This window comes from Pseudomonas sp. A-1, from assembly GCF_004801855.1.
GTDB lineage: Bacteria > Pseudomonadota > Gammaproteobacteria > Pseudomonadales > Pseudomonadaceae > Geopseudomonas.
Map to the genome: position 1 here is coordinate 1 of NZ_SSTC01000009.1, position 19270 is coordinate 19270.

Here is a 19270-nt window from a genome sequence, read left to right on the forward strand (position 1 = left end):
GGTTGGCGTTGTCGAACGGGTTGAGCATGCCGACCAGCACGGCGCCGGGCTGCATCAGCTGCAGCTCGTCGGCGTCGAGCGCGGCGACCTTGAGCACCAGGCCGGCGCCGAGGGCTTCGGCGGCCGTGCCGATGCGCGCGCCGGCGGCGACATAGGCGTCGTCCGGGATGCTGGCGGCGACGCCGGCACCGGCCTGGACGAGCACCTGGTGGCCCTGGCTGACGAGTTTCTTGACCGTTTCCGGCGTGGCGGCCACACGGGTCTCGCCGGGGTGGGTTTCGCGGGGAATACCGATGTGCATTCCGCTCTCCTTGATTTCTGGGTCTTGACCCCGGCCCGTAGGAGCGAATTCATTCGCCTGCCGGGGTATCCGGGCGAATGAATTCGCCCCTACAACGGATTGATGTGCCGCTCAGCCGCGCTTGCGTCGGGCGTAGAAGGCGTCGATGGCCTCGACGAACTCGGGCCGCGCGGCGCAGTCGAGGAAGCCCCGGTGTTCGGCGGCGAGCTGCTCGGCCAGTGGCTGTTGCAGGGACTGGCGCAGCAGACGCTTGAGATTGGCCAGCGCGTGCGGCGCCCGTCCGGCCAGACGCTCGGCCATCTCGTGGGTCGCTTCGGCCAGCTTCTCGGCCGCCACCACGCGGTTGAGCAGCCCCAGGCGCAGCGCCTCGGCGGCATCGAACGGCTCGGCCAGCAGGGCGATTTCCAGCGCCTGGCGCAGGCCGAGCAGGCGCGACAGCGCCCAGGAAGCGCCGCCGTCGCAGTTGGTGGCAATGTCGGTGTAGGCGAAGCTGAAGCGCGTGCCCTCGGCGGCGATGGCCAGGTCGGCGCCCAGCACCAGACTCATGCCGGCGCCGGCGGCGGCGCCGTGCACGCTGGCCAGCACCGGCTGGGGCATCTCGGCGAGCAGCTGCACGGCCTGGTGCAGCGGGCGGATCAGCGCGTCGGCAGCCTCTACCGGCGCGGCGCGCATCGCGGCCAGGTCGCCGCCGGCCATGAAGGCGCGGCCGTTGCCGCTGAGCACGACGACGCGCACGGCGCTGTCGGCGGTCAGCGAATGGCAGGCCTCCAGCAGGGCATGGGCCAGATCGACACTCAGGGCATTGAGCACGTCCGGACGGTTGAAGCGCAGATGGGCGACGGCCCCGCTGCGCTCGACGAGCAGAGGTGAATCGGTCATGGCAGTCCCCCGGAATGGGTGCAGGGCAATCGCATGCCCGGTCTGTAAGGGCGAATTAGCTCGCCCCTACAGAGGGCCAGGTGTGTTAAAGCGCGCGCTCCAGCTCGGGCACGGCCTCGAACAGGTCGGCGACCAGGCCGTAGTCGGCCACCTGGAAGATCGGCGCCTCCTCGTCCTTGTTGATCGCCACGATGACCTTGGAGTCCTTCATGCCGGCCAGATGCTGGATCGCACCGCTGATGCCGACGGCCACGTACAGCTGCGGCGCGACTATCTTGCCGGTCTGGCCGACCTGCATGTCGTTGGGCACGAAGCCGGCGTCCACCGCCGCGCGTGAGGCGCCCACCGCGGCGCCGAGCTTGTCGGCCACGCCATACAGCAGCTGGAAGTTGTCGCCGTTCTGCATGCCGCGACCGCCGGAGACGACGATCTTCGAGCCGGTCAGTTCGGGGCGCTCGGACTTGGCGATTTCCTCGCCGACGAAGGCGGAAAGACCGGCATCGCTGACCGTGCCGACGGACTCGATGGCGGCACTGCCGCCCTCGCCCGCCACCGGGTCGAAGCCGGTGGCGCGCACGCTGATCACCTTGACGGCAGCCGAAGACTGCACGGTGGCGATGGCGTTGCCGGCGTAGATCGGCCGCTGGAAGGTGTCGGCACTGACGACCTTGATGATCTCGGAGATCTGCTCGACGTCGAGCAACGCGGCGACGCGCGGCAGGTAGTTCTTGCCGTTGGTGGTGGCCGGGGCCAGCACGTGGCTGTAACCGCGAGCCAGCTCGACGATCAGCGGCGCCAGGTTCTCCGGCAGCTGGTGGGCGTAGGCGGCATCGTCGGCGAGCAGCACCTTGGCGACGCCCGCGACCTTGGCGGCGGCCTCGGCCACCGCGCCGCAACCGGCGCCTGCGACCAGCACATGGACATCGCCACCGATCTGCAGGGCGGCGGCCACGGTATTCAGGGTGGCGGCAGCCAGGGCACTGTTGTTGTGTTCAGCGATTACCAGGATTGCCATCTCAGATCACCTTCGCTTCGTTCTGCAGTTTCTCGACCAGTTCGGCCACCGACTTGACCTTGATGCCGGCGCTGCGCGCGGCCGGCGCCTCGACCTTGAGGGTCTTCACGGTCGAGGCGGTGGACACGCCCAGCGCCTCCGGAGTGACGGTTTCCAGCGGCTTCTTCTTGGCCTTCATGATGTTGGGCAAGGAGGCATAGCGCGGCTCGTTGAGGCGCAGGTCGGTGGTGACGATGGCCGGCAGCTTGAGGGCGACGGTCTGCAGGCCGCCGTCGATCTCGCGGGTCACCGTGGCCTTGCCCTCGGCGATCTCGACCTTCGAGGCGAAGGTGCCCTGGGCGAAGCCGGTCAGGGCGGCGAGCATCTGCCCGGTCTGGTTGTTGTCGCTGTCGATGGCCTGCTTGCCGAGGATGACCAGCTGCGGCTGTTCCTTGTCGACCAGCGCCTTGAGCAGCTTGGCGACGGCCAGCGAGCCCAGTTCGGCGTCGCTCTCGACCAGCACGGCGCGGTCGGCGCCGAGGGCCAGGGCGGTGCGCAGCTGCTCCTGGGCGGTGTTCGGACCGACGGAGACCACCACCACCTCGCTGGCGATGCCCTTTTCCTTGAGGCGCACCGCTTCCTCCACGGCGATCTCGCAGAAGGGATTGAGCGCCATCTTCACGTTGGCCAGATCGACGCCGCTGTTGTCCGCCTTGACCCGGACCTTGACGTTGTAATCGACCACGCGTTTCACGGGGACCAGGATTTTCATGCAACCTCCAACGTATTTCGAGCAGTTGCATGGAGCCTATGGCGCAGGAACATCGGCGTGCATCGTTCACTTGAACTAGTGCATGCATGATGGTGCAGCACATATTCCCTGGAGTGTCACTCGGCATCGTCCATCAAGACTATGGGCAGATCGCGAGTCTGGATCTCTAATGTCGTTCGCGCGATTGAATACTCATAGTGCAGATGACGACCGGGCAGCAATATCAGTGCAAATCGGTCTTGGCGTCGTCTACCTGAACGATTGCCGAACAATCACAAAGGATGAAACATGCAAAGAGCCATTCTCCTGACCGTGCTGCTCTTTTCATCGATAGCAAGAGCCGCCCCCGCCACGCTCCAGCAAGTGCACGAGATACGCACCCATGGGTTCATGCTGTGCGCGAACCTGCTCGTCTATTACAACAACCAGGATCCGGCGGCCGCCTTCGACCCGGCGGCGCGCGAGGCCTATCGGCGGAATCTGCGCGGGCTCGACCCGCTGGTGACTGCGCTCGCAGACAAACCGGCGCTGGCCACGGCCCTGCAGGGGCTGAAGACCAGCATCGGCGAACTCGAGCAGCAGCCGGAAAATGCTCGCGTGCTCTATACATCGTCGCTGAATCCCGTGATGCACACCCAGAACGACCTCGACGAAGCTGCCGGCGCTGCCTATCGCGAGGCGGAGGAGAAAGATCCTGTAATTGCCAGCCTGCACCAGATGAGTCTTGATATGAGTCGCCTGCTGTTGATTCATCAGGGCAAGGGTTTCGACAATCTCGGTATTCGCTCGGTAGAACTGGATGAGCACAGCATCAATACAATCGATCGGCGCATCGGTTCGACCTATGAGAACCTGCTGAAACTCTCCCCCGAGATAAAGGCCGAACTGAATGAAGTGTGGAGAAACTACAGTTTCGTCCGTCAGCGCCTGAAGGCTGACGACAAGGGCGGCGTCTCCCGAAGTGCCAGCCTGTATCTGGGCAAGGGGGTGGAGATGCTCGACATGCTGGCCAGAAACGCTTCGCAGTAGTCACCGACAGTTCCGAATGGCGCAGCGGCAGAGCAACCGAGCGATATCCAGGCCGCACTCCCTGTGCCGGCCTGGATCATGCTTGCGCTCCTGTCGTCGTTCTCGGCCAGTACGAAGTCAACCGAGGGTGGCGACGCTGCGCAGGATCAGGCGCACCAGCATGGTCTGGCGGGTCACGCCGGTCTTGGAGAAGGTCGAGCGCAGGTGCGCGCGGGCGGTGTTGCGGCTGATGCCCAGCTCGTCGGAGGCCTCGTCCAGGGTCAGGCCGTTGGCCAGCAGCAGGGAGATCTGCGCTTCCGAGGGGGTCAGGTCGAACAGCGCGCGGACGATCTCCTGCGGCGGCCGCGACTCCTGCTCCGGGTCGCCGATGAAGATGGCCACAGCGGGGCATTGCTTCGACCCGCTCCACTCGCCTGGCGGCACCGAGCGCACCACGATGCCGAAGTCGGCGCGACCGGAGGGACGCTGCACGCGCATGGCCTCGACCACCGAGGGATTGCCGCTCTTCTGCGACAGCAGCGCCTGCTTGATCAGCTGGCGGAACTTCTGGCTGTCACGTGGCGTGCCGACCTGCAGCCCGTCGCTGACCAGTTTCACGCCGTCCTTCTCCTGCACCAGCTGCTCGGCGACCCGGTTCATCTGCAGCACCTTGCCGTCCGAATCGAGCAGGATGGTGCCGACGGCCATCTGGTCCACCGCGCCGGCGTACAGGTCGCGCTCGCTCTCGATGCGGTTCAGGCGCATATGCAGGATCATCGCCCGCTCCAGATGCGGCAGGAACAGGGTCAACAGGTCCTTGTCGGCCTGGTTGAACGGCGGATCGTTGCGCCCGCGACTGATGCGGATGCGGCACTGGGCGCCGTCCGCGGTGTTGATGTCGGCACCGAGCACATGGAACACGTCGGTCGGCTCCATGAAGCTCTTGTAGAAGTCCGAGTTCAGCCAGTCGTTGAGGGCGACGAACTCGGTGAGCGAGACCACCTGGCGGTTCGGCAGGTCGACGAAGGGGTCGAGGCGATAGAAGTGCTGGTGGTAGGAACTGGTGACCTCCTCCGAGGCTCCCGCGGTGGAGATGCTCAGGCCGTCCACGTGCTGGCTCGGCGGGCGCAGGATGAAGGTGGCGTACTTGGAGGCCAGCAGGTCCTTGAGTTCGTCCAGGAAGGTGTTCCAGGGCACGGATTCCAGTGGGCCCTGATAGAGATGCCCGAGCATGTCGCCGAGGCGTTCCAGAGTGAGCGAAGCAGTCATGATGGGTGGCACTTTGTAATTGTTCTGGACGTTCTGCAGCATATTACGGCCTTCTGAGCTGGCGCAATGAAACGGCCGGGCAGTCCGTCGCCCGCCCTCCTGACGCATTCCGGGCGGTACCGTGGCGGGACGTGCATGAGCCCGCCACGACACGTTCGAGCGATGGCCCTGCCCCGGCTGGAGCAAGACACCCGCGCCGCCATTCTCTCCTCGTCCCACGCTTTTGCCTTAGTCCGCTCGGACGTAGCGACGCCCCCGGCCGCCTGAAATAACGGCGGGATCTGGCAGACCAGCGAGGAGCGCACAGCCATGCACCAACCCCAGCACCGCGTCGCGGTGATCACCGGCGCGGCCAGCGGCATCGGCCGCGGCCTGGCCGAACGGGCCATCATCGAGAGACTGCATCTGGTCCTCGCCGACCGCGACGGCGAGGCGCTCGAGCGCCTCGCGGCGCAGCTGCGCGAGCAGGGCGTGCAGGTGCTCACCCAGGTCACCGACGTGGCCGATGCGGCGCAGCTGGAGCGCCTGCGCGACGCCGCCGTGCAACGCTTCGGCGCGGTCGACCTGCTGTTCAACAACGCCGGGGTGATGCAGACCGGCAGCTGCTGGGAACTCAGTGACGCGCAGTGGCAGCGCGCCCTGGCGGTCAACCTGGGCGGCGTGATCAATGGCGTCCGCGCCTTCCTGCCGCTGCTGCTGGCCCAGGGCCGCCCGGCCCACGTGGTCAACACCGCCTCCCTGGCCGGGCTGCTCAACAGCCCGTTCATGGCCGCCTACAACGTCAGCAAGCAGGCGGTGGTGGCCCTCTCCGAGAGCCTGCACTACGAGCTGGCCGCGCTGAATGCGCCAGTCGGCGTCTCGGTGCTGTGCCCGGGGCCGGTGGCCAGCGAGATCATGACCTCCGATCAGGGCCAGGGCGCTGCCAGCGACCTGAACCGCCTGCTCGACGGACAGATCCGCCAGGGCATGAGCCCGGCCGAACTGGCCGAACTGGTGTTCGCCGCCATCGCCGAGAAACGCTTCTGGATCCTGCCGCACAAGGGTTTCAAGCCGGCGCTGCGCGCCCGGCTGCAGTCGGTGCTGGAGGAACGCAACCCGCAGTTCGATCCCTTCGACCCGCTAGGAGACGCCCATGTCGCTTGATCCGCAGATCGCCGCCCTGCTTGCGCAGATGGCCGCCCAGCCGGCCCCCGACTTCGCCCACCTGGATGCCGAGACCCTGCGCCAGGCCAGCGTCATGCCGCCGCTGTGCGCGCCGACGCCGCTGGCCGAGGTGCGCGAGCTGAGCGTCGCCGGCGCCACCGGCCCGCTGGCGGCTCGCCTGTACCGGCCGCAGGCGCAGTCCGGGCTGCCGCTGCTGGTGTTCTTCCACGGCGGCGGCTTCGTGCTCTGCGACCTCGACAGCCACGACGAGCTGTGCCGCCGCCTGGCCCTGCTCAGCGGCGCGGCGGTGGTGTCGGTGGACTACCGCCGCGCGCCCGAGGCGCGCTATCCGGCTGCCGCGCTGGACGCCTTCCACGCCCTGCGCGACCTGGCCGGACGCGGTACCGAGCTGCAGCTCGATACCCGCCGCCTGGCCGTGGCCGGCGACAGTGCCGGCGCCAACCTGGCCATCGCCGCCTGCCGCCAGGCCGCGCAGCAGGGCGGCCCGCGCGTCGCCTACCAGTGCCTGTTCTACCCGGTCACCGACCTGCGCTGCGCCAGCGCGTCCTACGACGCCTTCACCGACGGCTACTTCCTCAGCCGGGCGATGATGGAGTGGTTCCGCGCCCAGTACCTGGAACGGGCCGAGCAGGCCGAGGAGCCGCTGGCCTCGCCGCTGCTCGCCGACGACCTGGCGCAATTGCCGCCGACTACCCTGCTCAGCGCCGAGTTCGACCCGCTGCGCGACGAGGGCGAGGCCTTCGCCGAGCGTCTGCGCGACGCCGGGGTGGCGGTGCGTCTGCAGCGGGCGTCCGGCATGATCCACGGCTTCATCAGCTTCGCCCCGCTGGTCGAGGGTGCCGCCGCGGCGCTCGAGCTGGCCGCGGCCGACCTGCGCAACGCGCTGGCGTAGTACCTGTAGGGGCGAATTCATTCGCCAAAATGCCCCGCAAGGCGAATGAATTCGCCCCTACAGACGCACAGCCCGATCCGCCAGAGCCACAAAGCACAACGCCCGCCCTGATCTTCAGGGCGGGCGTTGTGCTTCAGCCGGTTCAGCGCTGCGACGAGATGTTGCCGCCGTCCACCACGATCTCCGCAGCGTTGATGTAGCTGGCCTCGTCCGAGAGCAGGAAGCGCACCACCCGGCCCAGCTCCTCGGGCTGGCCGAGGCGGCCGAGCAGGATGCGTCGCTCGAACATGCCCGGATGGGCCTCGGCGATCGGCGCGACCATCGGCGTGAGGATCTGCCCCGGCGACACCGAGTTGACGCGGATGCCGTCGGCGCCGAGGGCGTCGGCCATCGAGCGCACCATCGACAGCATGCCGCCCTTGGAGGCGCTGTAGGACGGGATCAGGCCGTTGCCCAGGGTCGCGTTGATCGAGGCGATGCCGACCACGGAGGAACCGGGATTGGCGCGCAGGTCCGGCAGCATGGCCTGCACCAGCAGGGCCATGGCGCGCAGGTTGACGTTCAGCACCGCGTCCCAGCGCGCCGCGGTGAGCCCTTCCAGGCCGCTCTGGTCGACCACCCCGGCGGCGTGCACCAGGCCGCCCGGCGCACCCAGCTCGGCGCGGGTGCGCGCCAGCGCCGGGGCGATGGCGTCGGCGTCGCACAGGTCGATGCCGACGCCCAGGCACGCCACCGCGTACTGCTCGGCCAGGCGCGCGGCCACGGCCTGCGCCTTCTCCTCCTGCAGGTCCCAGATGGCGACCGGGCGGCCCACCGCGGCCAAGGCCTCGGCGCAGGCTTCGCCGATGCCGGAAGCTCCGCCGGTGACCAGTACCGGGCTGGCCGGCGAGTTCAACAGATTGTGCATTGTTATTCTCCTCTGAGTTCGCTGGATGTCTGCGAGGTGTAATCGGTGGCGCCCACGTTAAGTTCGCAGGTCTTGCCGCCGTCGACCACCAGGCTCTGCCCGGTGATGTAGGAAGAAGCGTCCGAGGCCAGGAAGAGGATGGCATTGGCCACCTCGACCGGCTCGCCGATGCGCCGCAGCGGCACGGAGCGGGCGGTGCCGGCGATCATCTGCTCGCTGCGCAGCGCCTCGCTGGTGCCCTCGCTCCATACCACGCCGGGGATCACCACGTTGACGCGGATGTTCTCGGCGGCGCCCTCCAGGGCCGCCGCGCGGCTGAAGTTGAGCACGCCGGCCTTGGCCGCGCCGTAGGCGGACAGGCCGGGGCTGCCGAGCAGGCCGACCACCGAGCCGAGGTTGACGATGGAACCGCCGCGGCCAGCCATGGCGCGGAACGCCGCGCGGGTGCCGAAGAAGGCCACGTCCAGGCTGCCGCGCAGGCTGCGCTGCCAGTCCTCGGTGCTCAGCTGGGCCAGCGGGCCCCAGGTGTAGTTGACGGCGTTGTTGACCATCACGTCGAGCTGGCCGAAACGCTCGACGGTGCGCGCCACCGCGCGGTCGATGGCCTGCTCGTCGGTGACGTCGGCCTGCACCCAGTCGGCCTCGCCGCCGGCCGCGCGGATCTTCTCCACCACGGCCTCCAGCGGTGCCTGGCGGCGGCCGCAGACCATCACCTTCGCGCCCTGGGCGGCGAACAGTTGCGCGGCGGCCGCGCCGATGCCGGTGCCGGCGCCGCTGATCAGCGCCACCCTGTCTTGCATGCTTGCAGTCATTGTTGTTCTCCTTGTCAAAGCATCAACATGCCGCCACTGGCGGCCAGGGTCTGGCCGGTGAAGGCGCTGGATTCGTCGCTGGCCAGGAACAGGCAGGTCTGGGCGATCTCCTCGGGCTCGAGCATGTGCCCCAGCGGGATGGCGCGTTCCAGCGCCTGCACCCACTCCGCGGAGATCGACTGCATGATCGGCGTGCGGGTCGGCCCCGGGCACACCGCGTTGACCCGGATGCCGCGCGGGCCGAGGTCGCGGGCCAGGCACTTGGTCATGCCGAGCATGGCGGTCTTGGCGGTGCAGTAGGCCAGCGGCCCCTCGCCGCTCAGCGCCGACAGGCTGGCGACGTTGACGATCGAGCCCTTGCGGCCGCTGGCGATCATCAGGCGCACCGCCGCGCGGCTGCAGTAGAAGGCGCCGTTGACGTTGATGGCGAGCAGGCGCTGCCAGCCGGCGTCGGTCAGGTCGACGATCATGTCGGTGAACACGTCGGGCGTTTTGCTGGCCGCCAGCTGTGCGTTGCGCAGTGCCATGCGCTGCTGGTAGTGCTCGAAACCGTCGCCAGGCACCTGGCCCAGTCCTGCATTGTTGACCAGCACGTCGAGGCGGCCGTAGCGCTGCTCGACCGCGGCGAACAGCCGCTCCACCGCGGCGCCGTCGGCGATGTCGCAGCCCCAGGCCAGGCCGTCGCTGCCGGCCGGAAGACTCTCCAGCACCCGGCGCGCCGCCGCCTCGTCGATGTCCGCCAGCACCACGCGGGCGCCCTCGGCGGCGAACAGCTCGGCGGTGGCGCGGCCGATCCCCGAGCCGGCGCCGGTGACCAGCGCGACCTTGTCAGCAAGTCTCATGGGAATTCCTCGGATCGGGCGGGGCGTCCCGCACGGCGTGCTGCGCAGACGGACCCCGCTCCGGGATTGGACGGGCGTAGCTCAGCTGGCCGCGGCCAGCGGCAGGGTCGCCGCCGTGGTGGTGTAGGTGCCGTCCACATAGACCAGCGGGCTGATCTCGCCGTGGTGATGGATCTGCTCGATGCGGCCGATGAACACCGTATGCGTGCCGTAGCGGAACTTGCCGTCCTGCTTGCAGAGGATCGCCGCCTGGGCGTCGGCCAGCCAGGGGATGCCCGCGGCGCTGGTCTGCCAGTCGCCCTGCTGGAAGCGCCCCTCTCCCTTGATCGGGCCGCTGCACAGGTGCGACAGGTATTCCTGCTGGTGGCCGAGGATGTTGACGCAGAAGTCGGCGCCCTCCTCCAGCACGGCGTGCAGCGAGGCGCTCTGGTTGACGCAGATCAGCAGCGACGGCGGCTCGGTGGACAGCGAGTCGACCGCCGTGGCGGCCATGGCGAAGCGCTCGCTGCCGTTGCTGGTGGTGATGATGGTCACCGACTTGGCCAGGCGACGCATGGCCTGGAGCATCTGGGATTTCAGGTCGGTCTGGCTCATGGTTCGGCCCTCCTCGTGGGTTGTGTCGGGCCGATTCTTGACCTGGGTCAAACCACCGGCATCGTCCCATGGGACTAGCAAGAATTGGTGCTCCGCCAGCCGCTTCCCGCCCGCTCTGGGCCCCGTGCGGACGGGCCAATCCCGGCCCGGACGGCGGGCCGAATTGGCTAGTCTGATCGGATGTATCTGCCCCTTCCTTCATTTCCGACCATGCGCCCGAGATCCGGTATCACCGGGCCGACCAACCCGATAACAACAAGGGGTAGCGCATGAAATTCTCCCTGATCTACGAAGCACAGACCCTCGACGCCACCCGCGAGGGCGACCGCCGCGTGTTCGACGAGACCGTCGAGCAGGCCGTACTGGCCGACAAGCTCGGCTTCGACACCTTCTGGTGCGTCGAGCACACCGCCCTGACCAACTACTCGCACATGTCCGCGCCGGAAACCATGCTGGCCTTCGTCGCCGGCAAGACCGAGCGCATCGGCATCGGCCACGGCGTGGTGTGCCTGCCGCCGGCGATGAACCATCCGGTCAAGGTGGCCGAGCGCATCGCCACCCTCGACCTGCTGTCCAAGGGCCGCGTGCACTTCGGCGTCGGCAAGGGCGGCACCCAGCAGGAGGCCGGTACCTTCGGCTACGATCTGGCCACCCTGCACCCGCAGATCGACGAGGCGATGTACCTGATCCCGAAGATGTTCGTGCAGGACGAGATCGAGCATCACGGCGACTTCATCAAGATCCCCAAGCGGCCGATCCATCCCAAGCCCTACCAGGACCCGCACCCGCCGATGTACCTGGCCTGCACCAACACCGAGTCGCTGAAGAACGCCGGCGGCCGCGGCATGGGTGCGCTGGTGCTGGGCTTCGGCGGCCCGGACGAGATCGCCAAGAAGGTCGCCGTCTACCACGAAGCCTGGGACAACCGTAACGAGAAGAACCAGGTCGGCTTCCGCCCGAACCGCCACATCGCCGCGCTGTGCCCGGCCATCGTCCTCGACGACAACGAGAAAGCGCGCGCCATCGGCATCCGCGGCCAGCGCTACTTCATGGAGTCGCTGGCCTACTGGTACGCCGGCGGCGAGCGCCCGGACCCGGAGCAGTGGAAGGACGACACCTTCGTCGACGGCAACGGCCAGGCAGTGATCAAGTCGCGCTTCGCCTCCGAGGAAGTGACCGTGGACTTCTCCGACCCGGCCCTGGCGATGATGAACCCCAACCACGCCTACGGCACCGTCGAGGACTGCATCGGCTACGTGCAGCGCCTGATCGACGCCGGCGCCGACGAGATCCTGTTCATCTGCCAGATGGGCACCGTGCCGCAGTGGGCGCAGCTGGAAACGCTGAAGAACATCGGCGAGAAGGTGATCCCCTACTTCCGCAACAAGCAGGCGCAGGGCTGATCACTCGGTGAACCCGGAAGTCCGTTGCCCGATCCGGGCAGCGGAGTCCGCGTGCAGGGGCGAATTCATTCGCCTTTGCGCGACTTTCAGGCGAATGAATTCGCCCCTACAGGCCGGAATCAACCTGCAGCGCCAGCGGAGCGATCCACTGGCGCTGCAGGCTTTACTTATTTACGGCCTTCGGCCAAGAAGTCCAGGCAGGTGCGGTTGAACAGCTCGCGGTGCTCCACCATCACCCAATGGCCGCACTCGCTGAGCAGCACGAAGCGGATGTTGCGGCAGGCGTCCATCAGGGTCTGCGCCCCGGAGGCCGGGCAGAACTTGTCGTTCACGCCCCAGAAACCGAGGATCGGGCACTGCAGCTCGCCCAGGCGCGGCGCCAGGTTCGGCACCTGCATGGTGGACAGCACGCAGCGCGGCTGCTGGAGGACCACGGCGACCCGTTCCTCGACCGTCTCGTCGCTGATCGTGCTGGCATCGTACAGCTGCAGACCGAGCAGGCGGCGCATGCCGGCGGCGTCGTTCAGCTCGCCATTGGCGAAGGCGGCGCCCATCTTCTGGATGCCTTCCATCTGCAGGTAGTACTGCTCCTTCTCCATCAGCCCGCCGGGGGCCATGAGGATCAGCTTGCTGACCCGCTGCGGCTGGTCCAGAGCCAGCTTGAGGGCGATGGCGCCGCCCAGCGAGTTGCCGACCAGCACGCAGCGCGGGATGTCCAGCGCATCGAGCAGGCCGCTCAGGGCATTGACGAAGAAGTCCAGGTCGTAGGTGGTTTCCGGCTTGTCCGAGGCGCCGTAGCCCGGCAGGTCGGGCACGATCACCCGGTAGCCGGCGGCGGCGAACTGCGGGTAGTTCTGCTTGAAGTTGCTGTGGCCGCTGGCGCCCGGCCCGCTGCCGTGGATGAACACCACCGGCTCGCCCGAGCCGGCCTCAAGATAATGCAGCTGCAGCCCATCGTTCAGCGTGACGAATCGCCCTTGCGGTAGCGCGCCCATGGCGGCCCTCCTCGGCTTGTTGTTGTCGGAAAGGCATTGTCCGAAGGGGTATCCGCGCCGGAATCGTCCGAGCAGACTAACCCGCGGCGCCAAGTCCTTTCGGACGAAGGCGCCGGCACCCTGCCCCGCTAGCCTTGGCGGCATCAGCGACTGGTTAACGAGGTGATGCATGCACGATCCGATCGATTTCAGCGGCAAGGTGGTCCTGGTCACCGGCGGCGGCAAGGGGGTGGGCCGCGGCATCAGCCTGGGCTTTCTCGAGCGCGGCGCCGAGGTGGTGATCTGCGGGCGCAACGCCCCGGACAGCCTGCCGTCCCATGGCGACCGCCAGGCGCACTTCGTGCCCTGCGACGTGCGCGACGTCGAGCAGGCCGAGCGCCTGGTGGCGGCGGTGGTCGAGCGTCACGGCCGCCTCGACGTGCTGGTCAACAACGCCGGCGGCGCCCCCCATGCCAACGCGGCGACCGCCTCGCCGCGCTTTTCCGAATCCATCATCCGCCTCAACCTGCTGGCGCCGCTCAATCTCTGCCAGCTGGCCAACCGGGTGATGCAGGAGCAGGCCGATGGCGGCGCGATCATCAACATCTGCAGCGTCAGCGCCATCCGCCCCTCGCCCGGCACCGCCGCCTACGGCGCGGCCAAGGCCGGCCTGCTCAACCTGACCCGCTCGCTGGCGGTGGAGTGGGCGCCGCGAGTACGGGTGAATGCGGTGACCGCCGGCCTGACCCTCACCGAACAGGCCGAGCTGCACTACGGCGATGCCGAGGGCGTCGCGCGGGTCGCCGCCAGCATCCCGCTGCAGCGCATGGCCAGCCCGCAGGACATCGCCAACGCCTGCCTGTACCTCGCCTCGCCGCTGGCCAGCTACGTCAGCGGCGTGGATGTCTGCGTGCACGGTGGTGGGGAAAGCCCGGCCTTCCTGGCCGCGGCCAACGTCGACTGAACCGGCACAACGCAAAACGGGGATCGTGACGATCCCCGTTTTGCGTTTGGCGTAACCGGCCCGGCCTTCAGGACGTGTGCGCCAGACTGGCCCCGCTGGTCTCGAAGTGACCGCGGAACGCGGTTTCGACGATGCGCCACTGGCCGTCGATGCGCCGGTAGCGGTCCTGGTAGAAGCCGCCCAGCTTGCGGGTGGCGCCGGTCTCGCCGTCGAGGTTGCAGTAGCACAACGCCCAGCGCCCCACCGCCTCGTCCCCATCCTCTCCCAGCAGGTAGATCTCCGGGTTGGCGCCGTGGTGCAGATCGATCACCCGCGGCTGGCAGGCCAGCTCCCGGTAGACCGCGACGAAACTGTCGCGGTCACGGAAGGTGCCGATGGGGCCGTAGTCGATGAGGATCTCCCCCTCGGCGAAGCAGTCGCGGATCGACTCGACCTGTTTGAGGTCGCAGGCATTGAGATAGCGGTGCTTGAGGCGCTGGATCGCCTCCAGCGCCTCCAGGCGGGCGATGCGGGCTTCCAGGTTCATCACAGGTCCCTCATGGTCAGGTTGGGCTCGCCCCAGTAGGCGCGCATGGAGCGGATGCAGCCTTCGGTGTCGAACTCCATCACGTCGATCACCTCGATCGAGCAGCGCCGCCCGTCCCAGTCGAGTTCGACGCGAAAGGGCACGGCGCCGTAGCCGTTGTGGGTGGCGCGGACGGCGCCTTCGAGACTGGCGCGGGCCCGGCTTTGCCCCAGGCCCTCGCGGTAGAAGCGGGCGATGGCGTCGATGCCCTGATGCACCGGCGTGCCCACCGGGTCCTCGACCGTGGCATCGGGTGCGTAGAGCGCCAGGATGCCGTCGATATCGCCGGCGTCCACCAGCTGAACGTAGAGGGCCATCTGGGCCTGGATCTGTTTGGGGGTAAGCATGTCGTCGTTCCTCGAGCCGCTTATCGGGCGTACACACGCGGCTCCGCGGGAGCCCTGTGGGGCCGAGTCTGGCGACTGGGGCACCGCGCGGAATCGTCCGCATGGACGATCCCGAAGGATGCAGGGCGGCGGGGCAGGCAGGTGCCTGCCCCGCCGCGAACCTCAGAAGCTGTACTTGGCGCTGAACGCGTAGTAGTCGCGGTCGGCCAGCGGGCGCTTGTCCAGATCGGCGCTGCCCAGGAAACCGTTGTAGGCGATCCCCAGTTCGAGGTTGTTGAGGTACTTGCCGTTGAGGCCGACGCTCACGCGCTTGTCGCCCTCGCCGACCAGGCTGCCGAAGGCACCCGCCACCGCGGCGGTGCCGCTGGCCTGATGGGCGAAGGAGATCGGCATGTTCAGGTCCCAGCCGTCGATGACGTTGTTCCACGACGGGGTCATCAGCAGCTGGTAGGCCCAGGCGTTGCGGTCGTAGGTGAGTTCATCGGAGCGGGTGCCGGCGAACTCGAAGGCATCGACGTCGTTGACGTGCAGGTAGGCGAGCTCGGCGATGAAGGTGGTCTGGTCCGACAGCGGCATCGGGCCGGTGAGGTAGATCGCCGAGAGCTGGCCCTGGGTGGCGTCGGCGCGGGTGGCGGACGGGCCGATCAGCGAATCGACCAGCACCGGGACGCCCTCCTTGTAGCTGATCTCGCCGGCCAGGTTGACGTCGCCCAGGCGGGTCGAGAAGCTCGCCCCGCTCAGCTTGATGTCGTCGAAGTACACCACGCTGTACGAGGTCGGGAAGCCGCCGTCGAAGTTCAGCGCCACGTTGGGGTTCTTGTCGTGGTAACGCAGGTAGTAGAGGCTCGCCTCGCTCTCGGCACCGAGGTCGAAGCGGGCGCTCACCCCCCACTGGCCGCTGTCGCGCGGCTCGTCGTCCGCGCCCTTGGGAATCGTGAAGCCTGGCGCTGCGTAGATGAACTGGGCGCCCGGGCCGATCATGTCGGCGTAGGAGAAGTAGCTGCCAACCGGGTCCAGTTCGGTGCGCTTGTACTCGTACTGGTAGTAGGCCGCCAGGCCGAAGTCCGGGTTGAGCTGCCACTGGGCGAACAGCTGACCGACCGGCAGCAGGATGTCCTTCACCTCGGTGGCCGGCACGTTGGCCTTGGTGGCATCCGCTGGCGACTGGGCGCCGGCGATGTTGGGGAAGAACAGGCTCTCCCCCCACTGCACCACCTGGCGACCGGCGCGCAGGTTGAGCATCGACTGCTCGCCGGTCTGCAGGCTGCCGTACAGATAGGCGTCGAGGAGGCGGCTGCGGCTGCCGGCGCGGTTCTTGGCCTGCGAGCTGAAGTGGTCGTGCGCGCCGCTCTTGTTGACGGTCTCCGGGGAATCGTTGTCGTTGGCGTGGAAGTACACGTCGTCGTAGAAGGTGCTGGCGCGCACGAAGCCGCCGTAGTTGCGGTACTTCAGGTCGAGTTCGCCGAGCAGCGCCACCCGGTTGTTGATCATCGCCCCGCCCTTGAAGTTGCGGTTGCCGTCGTCGGAGTTGACCGTGGTCGGCAGGCCGCTCTCCGGGTCGATCGGCCCGTCCACCAGGGCCCGGGCCGGATCGTGCTGCCGCCAGGCCGCGGCATAGGAAAGGTTGACCACGTAGTCGGCGCTGACTTCGTCGCCCAGCTCGAAAGAGCCGGCCGCTACCGGCGCGCCGAGGGGCAGCAGCCAGGCGCCGAGCAGCCATGGTCCCAGCCGGCCATTCACCATCGCCCTATCTGCAAAATGCTTCATCATCTGTCTCCTGATTGCCTGCCGCGCGGAGCTTCTTTTGCTCGATCAGGGCGCAGCAGGTCGCAGCGACGACGGCATGCCATCGTCGCCGAGCCCGTGTGGGAAGTTGGGGAAATCCCGATTCGCCGAATCCGCTCAGCGGCCCGCCTGGCGCAGCATGTCGGTGGTGTACATGAAGGGCTTCAGCCGGTCGCCGTTGAGCCGCGGCGCCGCGCCCTCGTTGGTCAGGCGGTCGGCGAGGTAGGCCCCGGACATCAGGTCGTGGTAGACCGTGACCCCGGCGTGGAACACCCGGGCGTCGTAGGCGTAGAAGGTGTTCATGAAGTTGGTGCGCCACAGCTGGCCGCGCGCGTCGTAGTTGTCGGCCATCACCGCCTGCCAGCTGTCCTCCTCGATGTACAGCACGCGCTTGGCGTAGCGGTGGCGATAGCCTTCCTTGAGGGTGGCTTCCAGCACCCAGACGCGGTGCGGCTCGTAGCGCATGAAGCGCGGGTCGATGCTGCCGGCCTTGAGCAGGTCGGCATACTTCACGTCCGTGCCTTCCAGCCGGTAGCCGTTGTAGGGGATGTACAGCTCGCGCTTGCCGACCAGCTTCCAGTCGTAGCGCTCCGGGGAGCCGTTGAACAGGCGGTCGTCGTCGATGGTGCGGAAGCCGCCCACGCCCAGCGGCATGTCGAAGCCGAAGCCGGGGGACTGGCGCACGCGGCGGGCGCCGGGGTTGTACTGCCAGCTGGTCTGCGGGTTGGTCAGCTCGTTGAAGTAGGTATAGGTCATCGACGCCTCGCCCTTCTGGCGCTCGGGCTTGAGCACGGTTGCCCGCGAGTAGGCGAACACCCCCGTGGTCGGCTGGCCGAGATCCTCCGGACCGCCGGTCTTGTCGAGGATCTCGTAGCGCATCTGCCCCCAGGCCGCCTTGCCGTCCGGATAGACCACCGCCTGGTCGTACACCGCATCCTCCTCGAGGACGTAGGCCGGCAGCAGCATGTTGCGCAGCAGTTCGTCGCCGTTCTGCGGGATCGGGAACGGCGTGCCGCCCTTGAGGGCCTTCACGCCCATGTTGCCGTCCTCCAGCTCGGCAACGAGGGCGTTCTCGCGAGTGATGTCGCAGCGCACGTCGTCGAGGCGGAAGTCGCGGTGGCTGGGGTAGACGGGGATGGCGAAGGTCTGCGGATACTTGCGCAGCAGCGCCTTCTGCCCATCGGACAGGCGCTGCTCGTACTGCGCCATGTTCTGCGCGGTGATGGTGTAGAGGGGCTTCTCGTCGGCGTAGGGATCGGGGTGGCGCGCCCCTACGCCGGCGAACTGGATGCCGGGCGGGGTGCCCAGCCATTTGCCAGAGAAGGCCGGGATGGAACCGTCGGCGTTGGCCGCCTTCTCGGCGCCGAAGCAGGTGAGTTCGTTGCCGAGTTTCTGCGCCTCGGCCCCGTCGATCTTGGCCCAGCTACCCTGGGCGACCAGCATCAGCAGTGCTGCCAGCGGCAGGCTGCTACGAAACGGGATATTCATGGCATTCCTCTTGTTCTTGTTGTGCACCAGGCCGCTCCCGACGGGGAGCGGTCCGTTCGTCATCGTTTCCGGCGGCACGCAGCCGCTCAGACGTGCTCGTGGCGCTTGACCTTGGTTTCGGTGGTGATGAAGGTGGCACCGGTCTCGCAGGCGTAGGCGTGCACGTAGGCCTCGGCATCCAGGCAGACCTCCGGGGCCAGCAGGCCCTCGCCGAACACCTTGCCGGCCAGCCAGGCCTCGATGGCCAGGCGCGCGCAGGTCGGGGTCGGGTCGGAGGTGCTGTCCGCGGTCTCCTCGACCGGCAGATCGAGGTGCTGCTCCAGCACCGAGCAGACCTCGGCGCCATCGCGCTCGCCGATCACCTCCACGCGGAAGACCACTGCCCAGGGCTCGTCGGAGAGGTCGACGGTCATGCTCTTGCCGCCGGCCTCACTGGTCAGGTGGTGAGTGAGGAACTTCAGCGGCGAGATGCCCAGTCCTTCGATCACCTCGGGGCTGCCCAGCCCCAGGTCGATCAGCTTGCGCCAGATTTCCGAGCCGGCTTCGGGGAAGAAACCGATGCGGTTGGTCACCTGCTCCAGGCCCTTGACGAAGTGCGGCAGGGTGACGGTTTCGCCATGGCCGATGAAGAACGACGGATAAGCCTTGAACGGCGCGGAATACGGCACTTCGAGGCGACCGCCCCAGCCCGGCATCTTGCGGTACTCGCCGTCGACGAACTGCACCACCTCGCCGGCGGTGATATGCATCATGTGGTCGACCACCGCGGGCGACAGCAGGCCCGGCAGGAAGGGCACGGCGGTGGCCAGGTGGATCTCGCGCACCTTGTCGAGGCGGTCGGCGAGCAGGCGGGCCATCACGTTGGTCAGCCCCGGGGTCGAGCCGCAACCGATGATCAGGCGGATCCCCGCCTGCAGCGCGCGCTGCTGCCAGGACGGATCGAGGAACAGCTGCTCGGCCACATCGTGATCGTCGTTGATGTCGATGTAGTCGACCCGCGCGCGCAGCGCGGCCTCGATGACCGGCACGGCGCTGCGGTAGAACGGGCCCACGGCGTTGAACACCAGATCGACGCCGTCGAGCAGCTCGTCCAGACAGGCGGGGTCGAGCACATCGGCACGCACGCCGCGCACCCGCGGGCCCAGCTCGGCGGCGAGCTTCTCGGCAACGGCGAGATCGAGGTCGCCGACCACGCACTCCAGCTCGGGGTGGCGCGGGACCAGCTGCCGCGCCACGTTGGCGCCCACGTTGCCGCATCCCAATAGCAAGACTTTCATGCTTGTTTCCTTCTTTTTCTGGTTGTCGTTCTT

The 19270-nt window shown here is 67.8% G+C and carries 19 protein-coding genes and 1 pseudogene; 5 read left to right on the forward strand and 15 right to left on the reverse strand.

Going from position 1 to position 19270, the window contains the following annotated elements; genetic code table 11:
- The 4 genes and pseudogenes from E5198_RS02860 to E5198_RS02875 form a co-directional block, all read right to left on the reverse strand.
- A pseudogene (locus E5198_RS02860) lies at positions 1-301 on the reverse strand (NAD(P)(+) transhydrogenase (Re/Si-specific) subunit alpha); the annotation flags it as partial.
- A gap of 111 nt (positions 302-412) precedes the next feature.
- The gene (locus E5198_RS02865; RefSeq protein WP_136488510.1) at positions 413-1180 is read right to left on the reverse strand and encodes an enoyl-CoA hydratase/isomerase family protein; all 768 of its coding nucleotides are present in this window, start codon (positions 1178-1180) and stop codon (positions 413-415) included.
- A gap of 85 nt (positions 1181-1265) precedes the next feature.
- Positions 1266-2195, reverse strand: coding sequence for an electron transfer flavoprotein subunit alpha/FixB family protein (locus tag E5198_RS02870; RefSeq protein WP_136488511.1), 930 nt, complete (start codon positions 2193-2195; stop codon positions 1266-1268).
- Between the two features lies 1 nt (position 2196).
- Complete coding sequence (locus E5198_RS02875; protein WP_136488512.1) at positions 2197-2946, reverse strand: electron transfer flavoprotein subunit beta/FixA family protein; 750 nt, start codon at positions 2944-2946, stop codon at positions 2197-2199.
- A gap of 288 nt (positions 2947-3234) precedes the next feature.
- Between E5198_RS02875 and E5198_RS02880 the strand changes: the two genes are divergently transcribed.
- Complete coding sequence (locus E5198_RS02880) at positions 3235-3975, forward strand: hypothetical protein (protein WP_136488513.1); 741 nt, start codon at positions 3235-3237, stop codon at positions 3973-3975.
- A gap of 117 nt (positions 3976-4092) precedes the next feature.
- On the opposite strand, the gene E5198_RS02885 is transcribed toward E5198_RS02880, so the two are convergent.
- A complete protein-coding gene (locus E5198_RS02885) occupies positions 4093-5223 on the reverse strand; it encodes a LuxR C-terminal-related transcriptional regulator (RefSeq protein WP_136488514.1) in 1131 nt (376 codons plus the stop codon).
- Positions 5224-5532: 309 nt separating this feature from the next.
- Between E5198_RS02885 and E5198_RS02890 the strand changes: the two genes are divergently transcribed.
- A complete protein-coding gene (locus E5198_RS02890; RefSeq protein WP_136488515.1) occupies positions 5533-6366 on the forward strand; it encodes an SDR family NAD(P)-dependent oxidoreductase in 834 nt (277 codons plus the stop codon).
- A complete protein-coding gene (locus E5198_RS02895; protein ID WP_136488516.1) occupies positions 6356-7279 on the forward strand; it encodes an alpha/beta hydrolase in 924 nt (307 codons plus the stop codon). The genes E5198_RS02890 and E5198_RS02895 overlap by 11 nt, the downstream gene beginning before the upstream one ends.
- Positions 7280-7421: 142 nt before the next feature.
- Here E5198_RS02895 and E5198_RS02900 read toward each other — a convergent pair whose 3' ends face one another.
- The 4 genes from E5198_RS02900 to E5198_RS02915 form a co-directional block, all read right to left on the reverse strand.
- Entirely contained in the window at positions 7422-8186 is a 765-nt protein-coding gene (locus tag E5198_RS02900) for an SDR family NAD(P)-dependent oxidoreductase (protein ID WP_136488517.1), read from the reverse strand.
- A gap of 2 nt (positions 8187-8188) precedes the next feature.
- Positions 8189-8998: an SDR family NAD(P)-dependent oxidoreductase gene (locus E5198_RS02905; protein WP_136488518.1), complete on the reverse strand. Its 810-nt coding sequence runs from the start codon at positions 8996-8998 to the stop codon at positions 8189-8191.
- Between the two features lie 14 nt (positions 8999-9012).
- Positions 9013-9840: an SDR family NAD(P)-dependent oxidoreductase gene (locus E5198_RS02910; protein WP_136488519.1), complete on the reverse strand. Its 828-nt coding sequence runs from the start codon at positions 9838-9840 to the stop codon at positions 9013-9015.
- An 81-nt stretch (positions 9841-9921) separates the two neighbouring features.
- On the reverse strand, positions 9922-10434 hold the full coding sequence (locus tag E5198_RS02915; protein ID WP_136488520.1) for a flavin reductase family protein: 513 nt from the start codon (positions 10432-10434) through the stop codon (positions 9922-9924).
- Positions 10435-10703: 269 nt separating this feature from the next.
- On the opposite strand from E5198_RS02915, the gene E5198_RS02920 reads away from it, so the two are divergent.
- On the forward strand, positions 10704-11837 hold the full coding sequence (locus E5198_RS02920) for an LLM class flavin-dependent oxidoreductase (protein ID WP_136488521.1): 1134 nt from the start codon (positions 10704-10706) through the stop codon (positions 11835-11837).
- Between the two features lie 167 nt (positions 11838-12004).
- Here E5198_RS02920 and E5198_RS02925 read toward each other — a convergent pair whose 3' ends face one another.
- Entirely contained in the window at positions 12005-12832 is an 828-nt protein-coding gene (locus tag E5198_RS02925) for an alpha/beta fold hydrolase (RefSeq protein ID WP_136488522.1), read from the reverse strand.
- A 169-nt stretch (positions 12833-13001) separates the two neighbouring features.
- Here E5198_RS02925 and E5198_RS02930 point away from each other — a divergent pair, with 169 nt between their 5' ends.
- Positions 13002-13775, forward strand: coding sequence for an SDR family oxidoreductase (locus tag E5198_RS02930; protein WP_136488523.1), 774 nt, complete (start codon positions 13002-13004; stop codon positions 13773-13775).
- 67 nt (positions 13776-13842) lie between these two features.
- Here the strand turns inward: E5198_RS02930 and E5198_RS02935 are convergent, their stop codons facing one another.
- The 5 genes from E5198_RS02935 to E5198_RS02955 form a co-directional block, all read right to left on the reverse strand.
- Positions 13843-14301: a nuclear transport factor 2 family protein gene (locus tag E5198_RS02935; protein ID WP_136488524.1), complete on the reverse strand. Its 459-nt coding sequence runs from the start codon at positions 14299-14301 to the stop codon at positions 13843-13845.
- A complete protein-coding gene (locus E5198_RS02940) occupies positions 14301-14687 on the reverse strand; it encodes a steroid Delta-isomerase (RefSeq protein ID WP_136488525.1) in 387 nt (128 codons plus the stop codon). Before E5198_RS02940 ends, E5198_RS02935 begins: the two co-directional genes overlap by 1 nt.
- 162 nt (positions 14688-14849) lie before the next feature.
- Entirely contained in the window at positions 14850-16454 is a 1605-nt protein-coding gene (locus E5198_RS02945; protein WP_168772462.1) for a DUF1302 domain-containing protein, read from the reverse strand.
- 135 nt (positions 16455-16589) lie between these two features.
- Entirely contained in the window at positions 16590-17960 is a 1371-nt protein-coding gene (locus E5198_RS02950) for a DUF1329 domain-containing protein (protein WP_136488527.1), read from the reverse strand.
- 86 nt (positions 17961-18046) lie between these two features.
- Complete coding sequence (locus tag E5198_RS02955) at positions 18047-19237, reverse strand: saccharopine dehydrogenase family protein (RefSeq protein WP_136488528.1); 1191 nt, start codon at positions 19235-19237, stop codon at positions 18047-18049.
- Between the last annotated feature and the right edge of the window lie 33 nt (positions 19238-19270).

Excerpts from the sequence above, each read along its gene's own strand:
- E5198_RS02895 (WP_136488516.1), top strand. The coding sequence starts at position 6,356 with ATGTCGCTTGATCCGCAGATCGCCGCCCTGCTTGCGCAGATGGCCGCC.
- E5198_RS02930 (WP_136488523.1), top strand. The coding sequence starts at position 13,002 with ATGCACGATCCGATCGATTTCAGCGGCAAGGTGGTCCTGGTCACCGGC.
- E5198_RS02935 (WP_136488524.1), bottom strand. The coding sequence starts at position 14,301 with ATGAACCTGGAAGCCCGCATCGCCCGCCTGGAGGCGCTGGAGGCGATC.
- E5198_RS02950 (WP_136488527.1), bottom strand. The coding sequence starts at position 17,960 with ATGAATATCCCGTTTCGTAGCAGCCTGCCGCTGGCAGCACTGCTGATG.
- E5198_RS02870 (WP_136488511.1), bottom strand. The coding sequence starts at position 2,195 with ATGGCAATCCTGGTAATCGCTGAACACAACAACAGTGCCCTGGCTGCC.
- E5198_RS02955 (WP_136488528.1), bottom strand. The coding sequence starts at position 19,237 with ATGAAAGTCTTGCTATTGGGATGCGGCAACGTGGGCGCCAACGTGGCG.
- E5198_RS02900 (WP_136488517.1), bottom strand. The coding sequence starts at position 8,186 with ATGCACAATCTGTTGAACTCGCCGGCCAGCCCGGTACTGGTCACCGGC.
- E5198_RS02910 (WP_136488519.1), bottom strand. The coding sequence starts at position 9,840 with ATGAGACTTGCTGACAAGGTCGCGCTGGTCACCGGCGCCGGCTCGGGG.
- E5198_RS02880 (WP_136488513.1), top strand. The coding sequence starts at position 3,235 with ATGCAAAGAGCCATTCTCCTGACCGTGCTGCTCTTTTCATCGATAGCA.
- E5198_RS02885 (WP_136488514.1), bottom strand. The coding sequence starts at position 5,223 with ATGACTGCTTCGCTCACTCTGGAACGCCTCGGCGACATGCTCGGGCAT.
- E5198_RS02920 (WP_136488521.1), top strand. The coding sequence starts at position 10,704 with ATGAAATTCTCCCTGATCTACGAAGCACAGACCCTCGACGCCACCCGC.
- E5198_RS02925 (WP_136488522.1), bottom strand. The coding sequence starts at position 12,832 with ATGGGCGCGCTACCGCAAGGGCGATTCGTCACGCTGAACGATGGGCTG.
- E5198_RS02890 (WP_136488515.1), top strand. The coding sequence starts at position 5,533 with ATGCACCAACCCCAGCACCGCGTCGCGGTGATCACCGGCGCGGCCAGC.
- E5198_RS02865 (WP_136488510.1), bottom strand. The coding sequence starts at position 1,180 with ATGACCGATTCACCTCTGCTCGTCGAGCGCAGCGGGGCCGTCGCCCAT.
- E5198_RS02945 (WP_168772462.1), bottom strand. The coding sequence starts at position 16,454 with ATGAAGCATTTTGCAGATAGGGCGATGGTGAATGGCCGGCTGGGACCA.
- E5198_RS02905 (WP_136488518.1), bottom strand. The coding sequence starts at position 8,998 with ATGACTGCAAGCATGCAAGACAGGGTGGCGCTGATCAGCGGCGCCGGC.
- E5198_RS02875 (WP_136488512.1), bottom strand. The coding sequence starts at position 2,946 with ATGAAAATCCTGGTCCCCGTGAAACGCGTGGTCGATTACAACGTCAAG.
- E5198_RS02915 (WP_136488520.1), bottom strand. The coding sequence starts at position 10,434 with ATGAGCCAGACCGACCTGAAATCCCAGATGCTCCAGGCCATGCGTCGC.
- E5198_RS02940 (WP_136488525.1), bottom strand. The coding sequence starts at position 14,687 with ATGCTTACCCCCAAACAGATCCAGGCCCAGATGGCCCTCTACGTTCAG.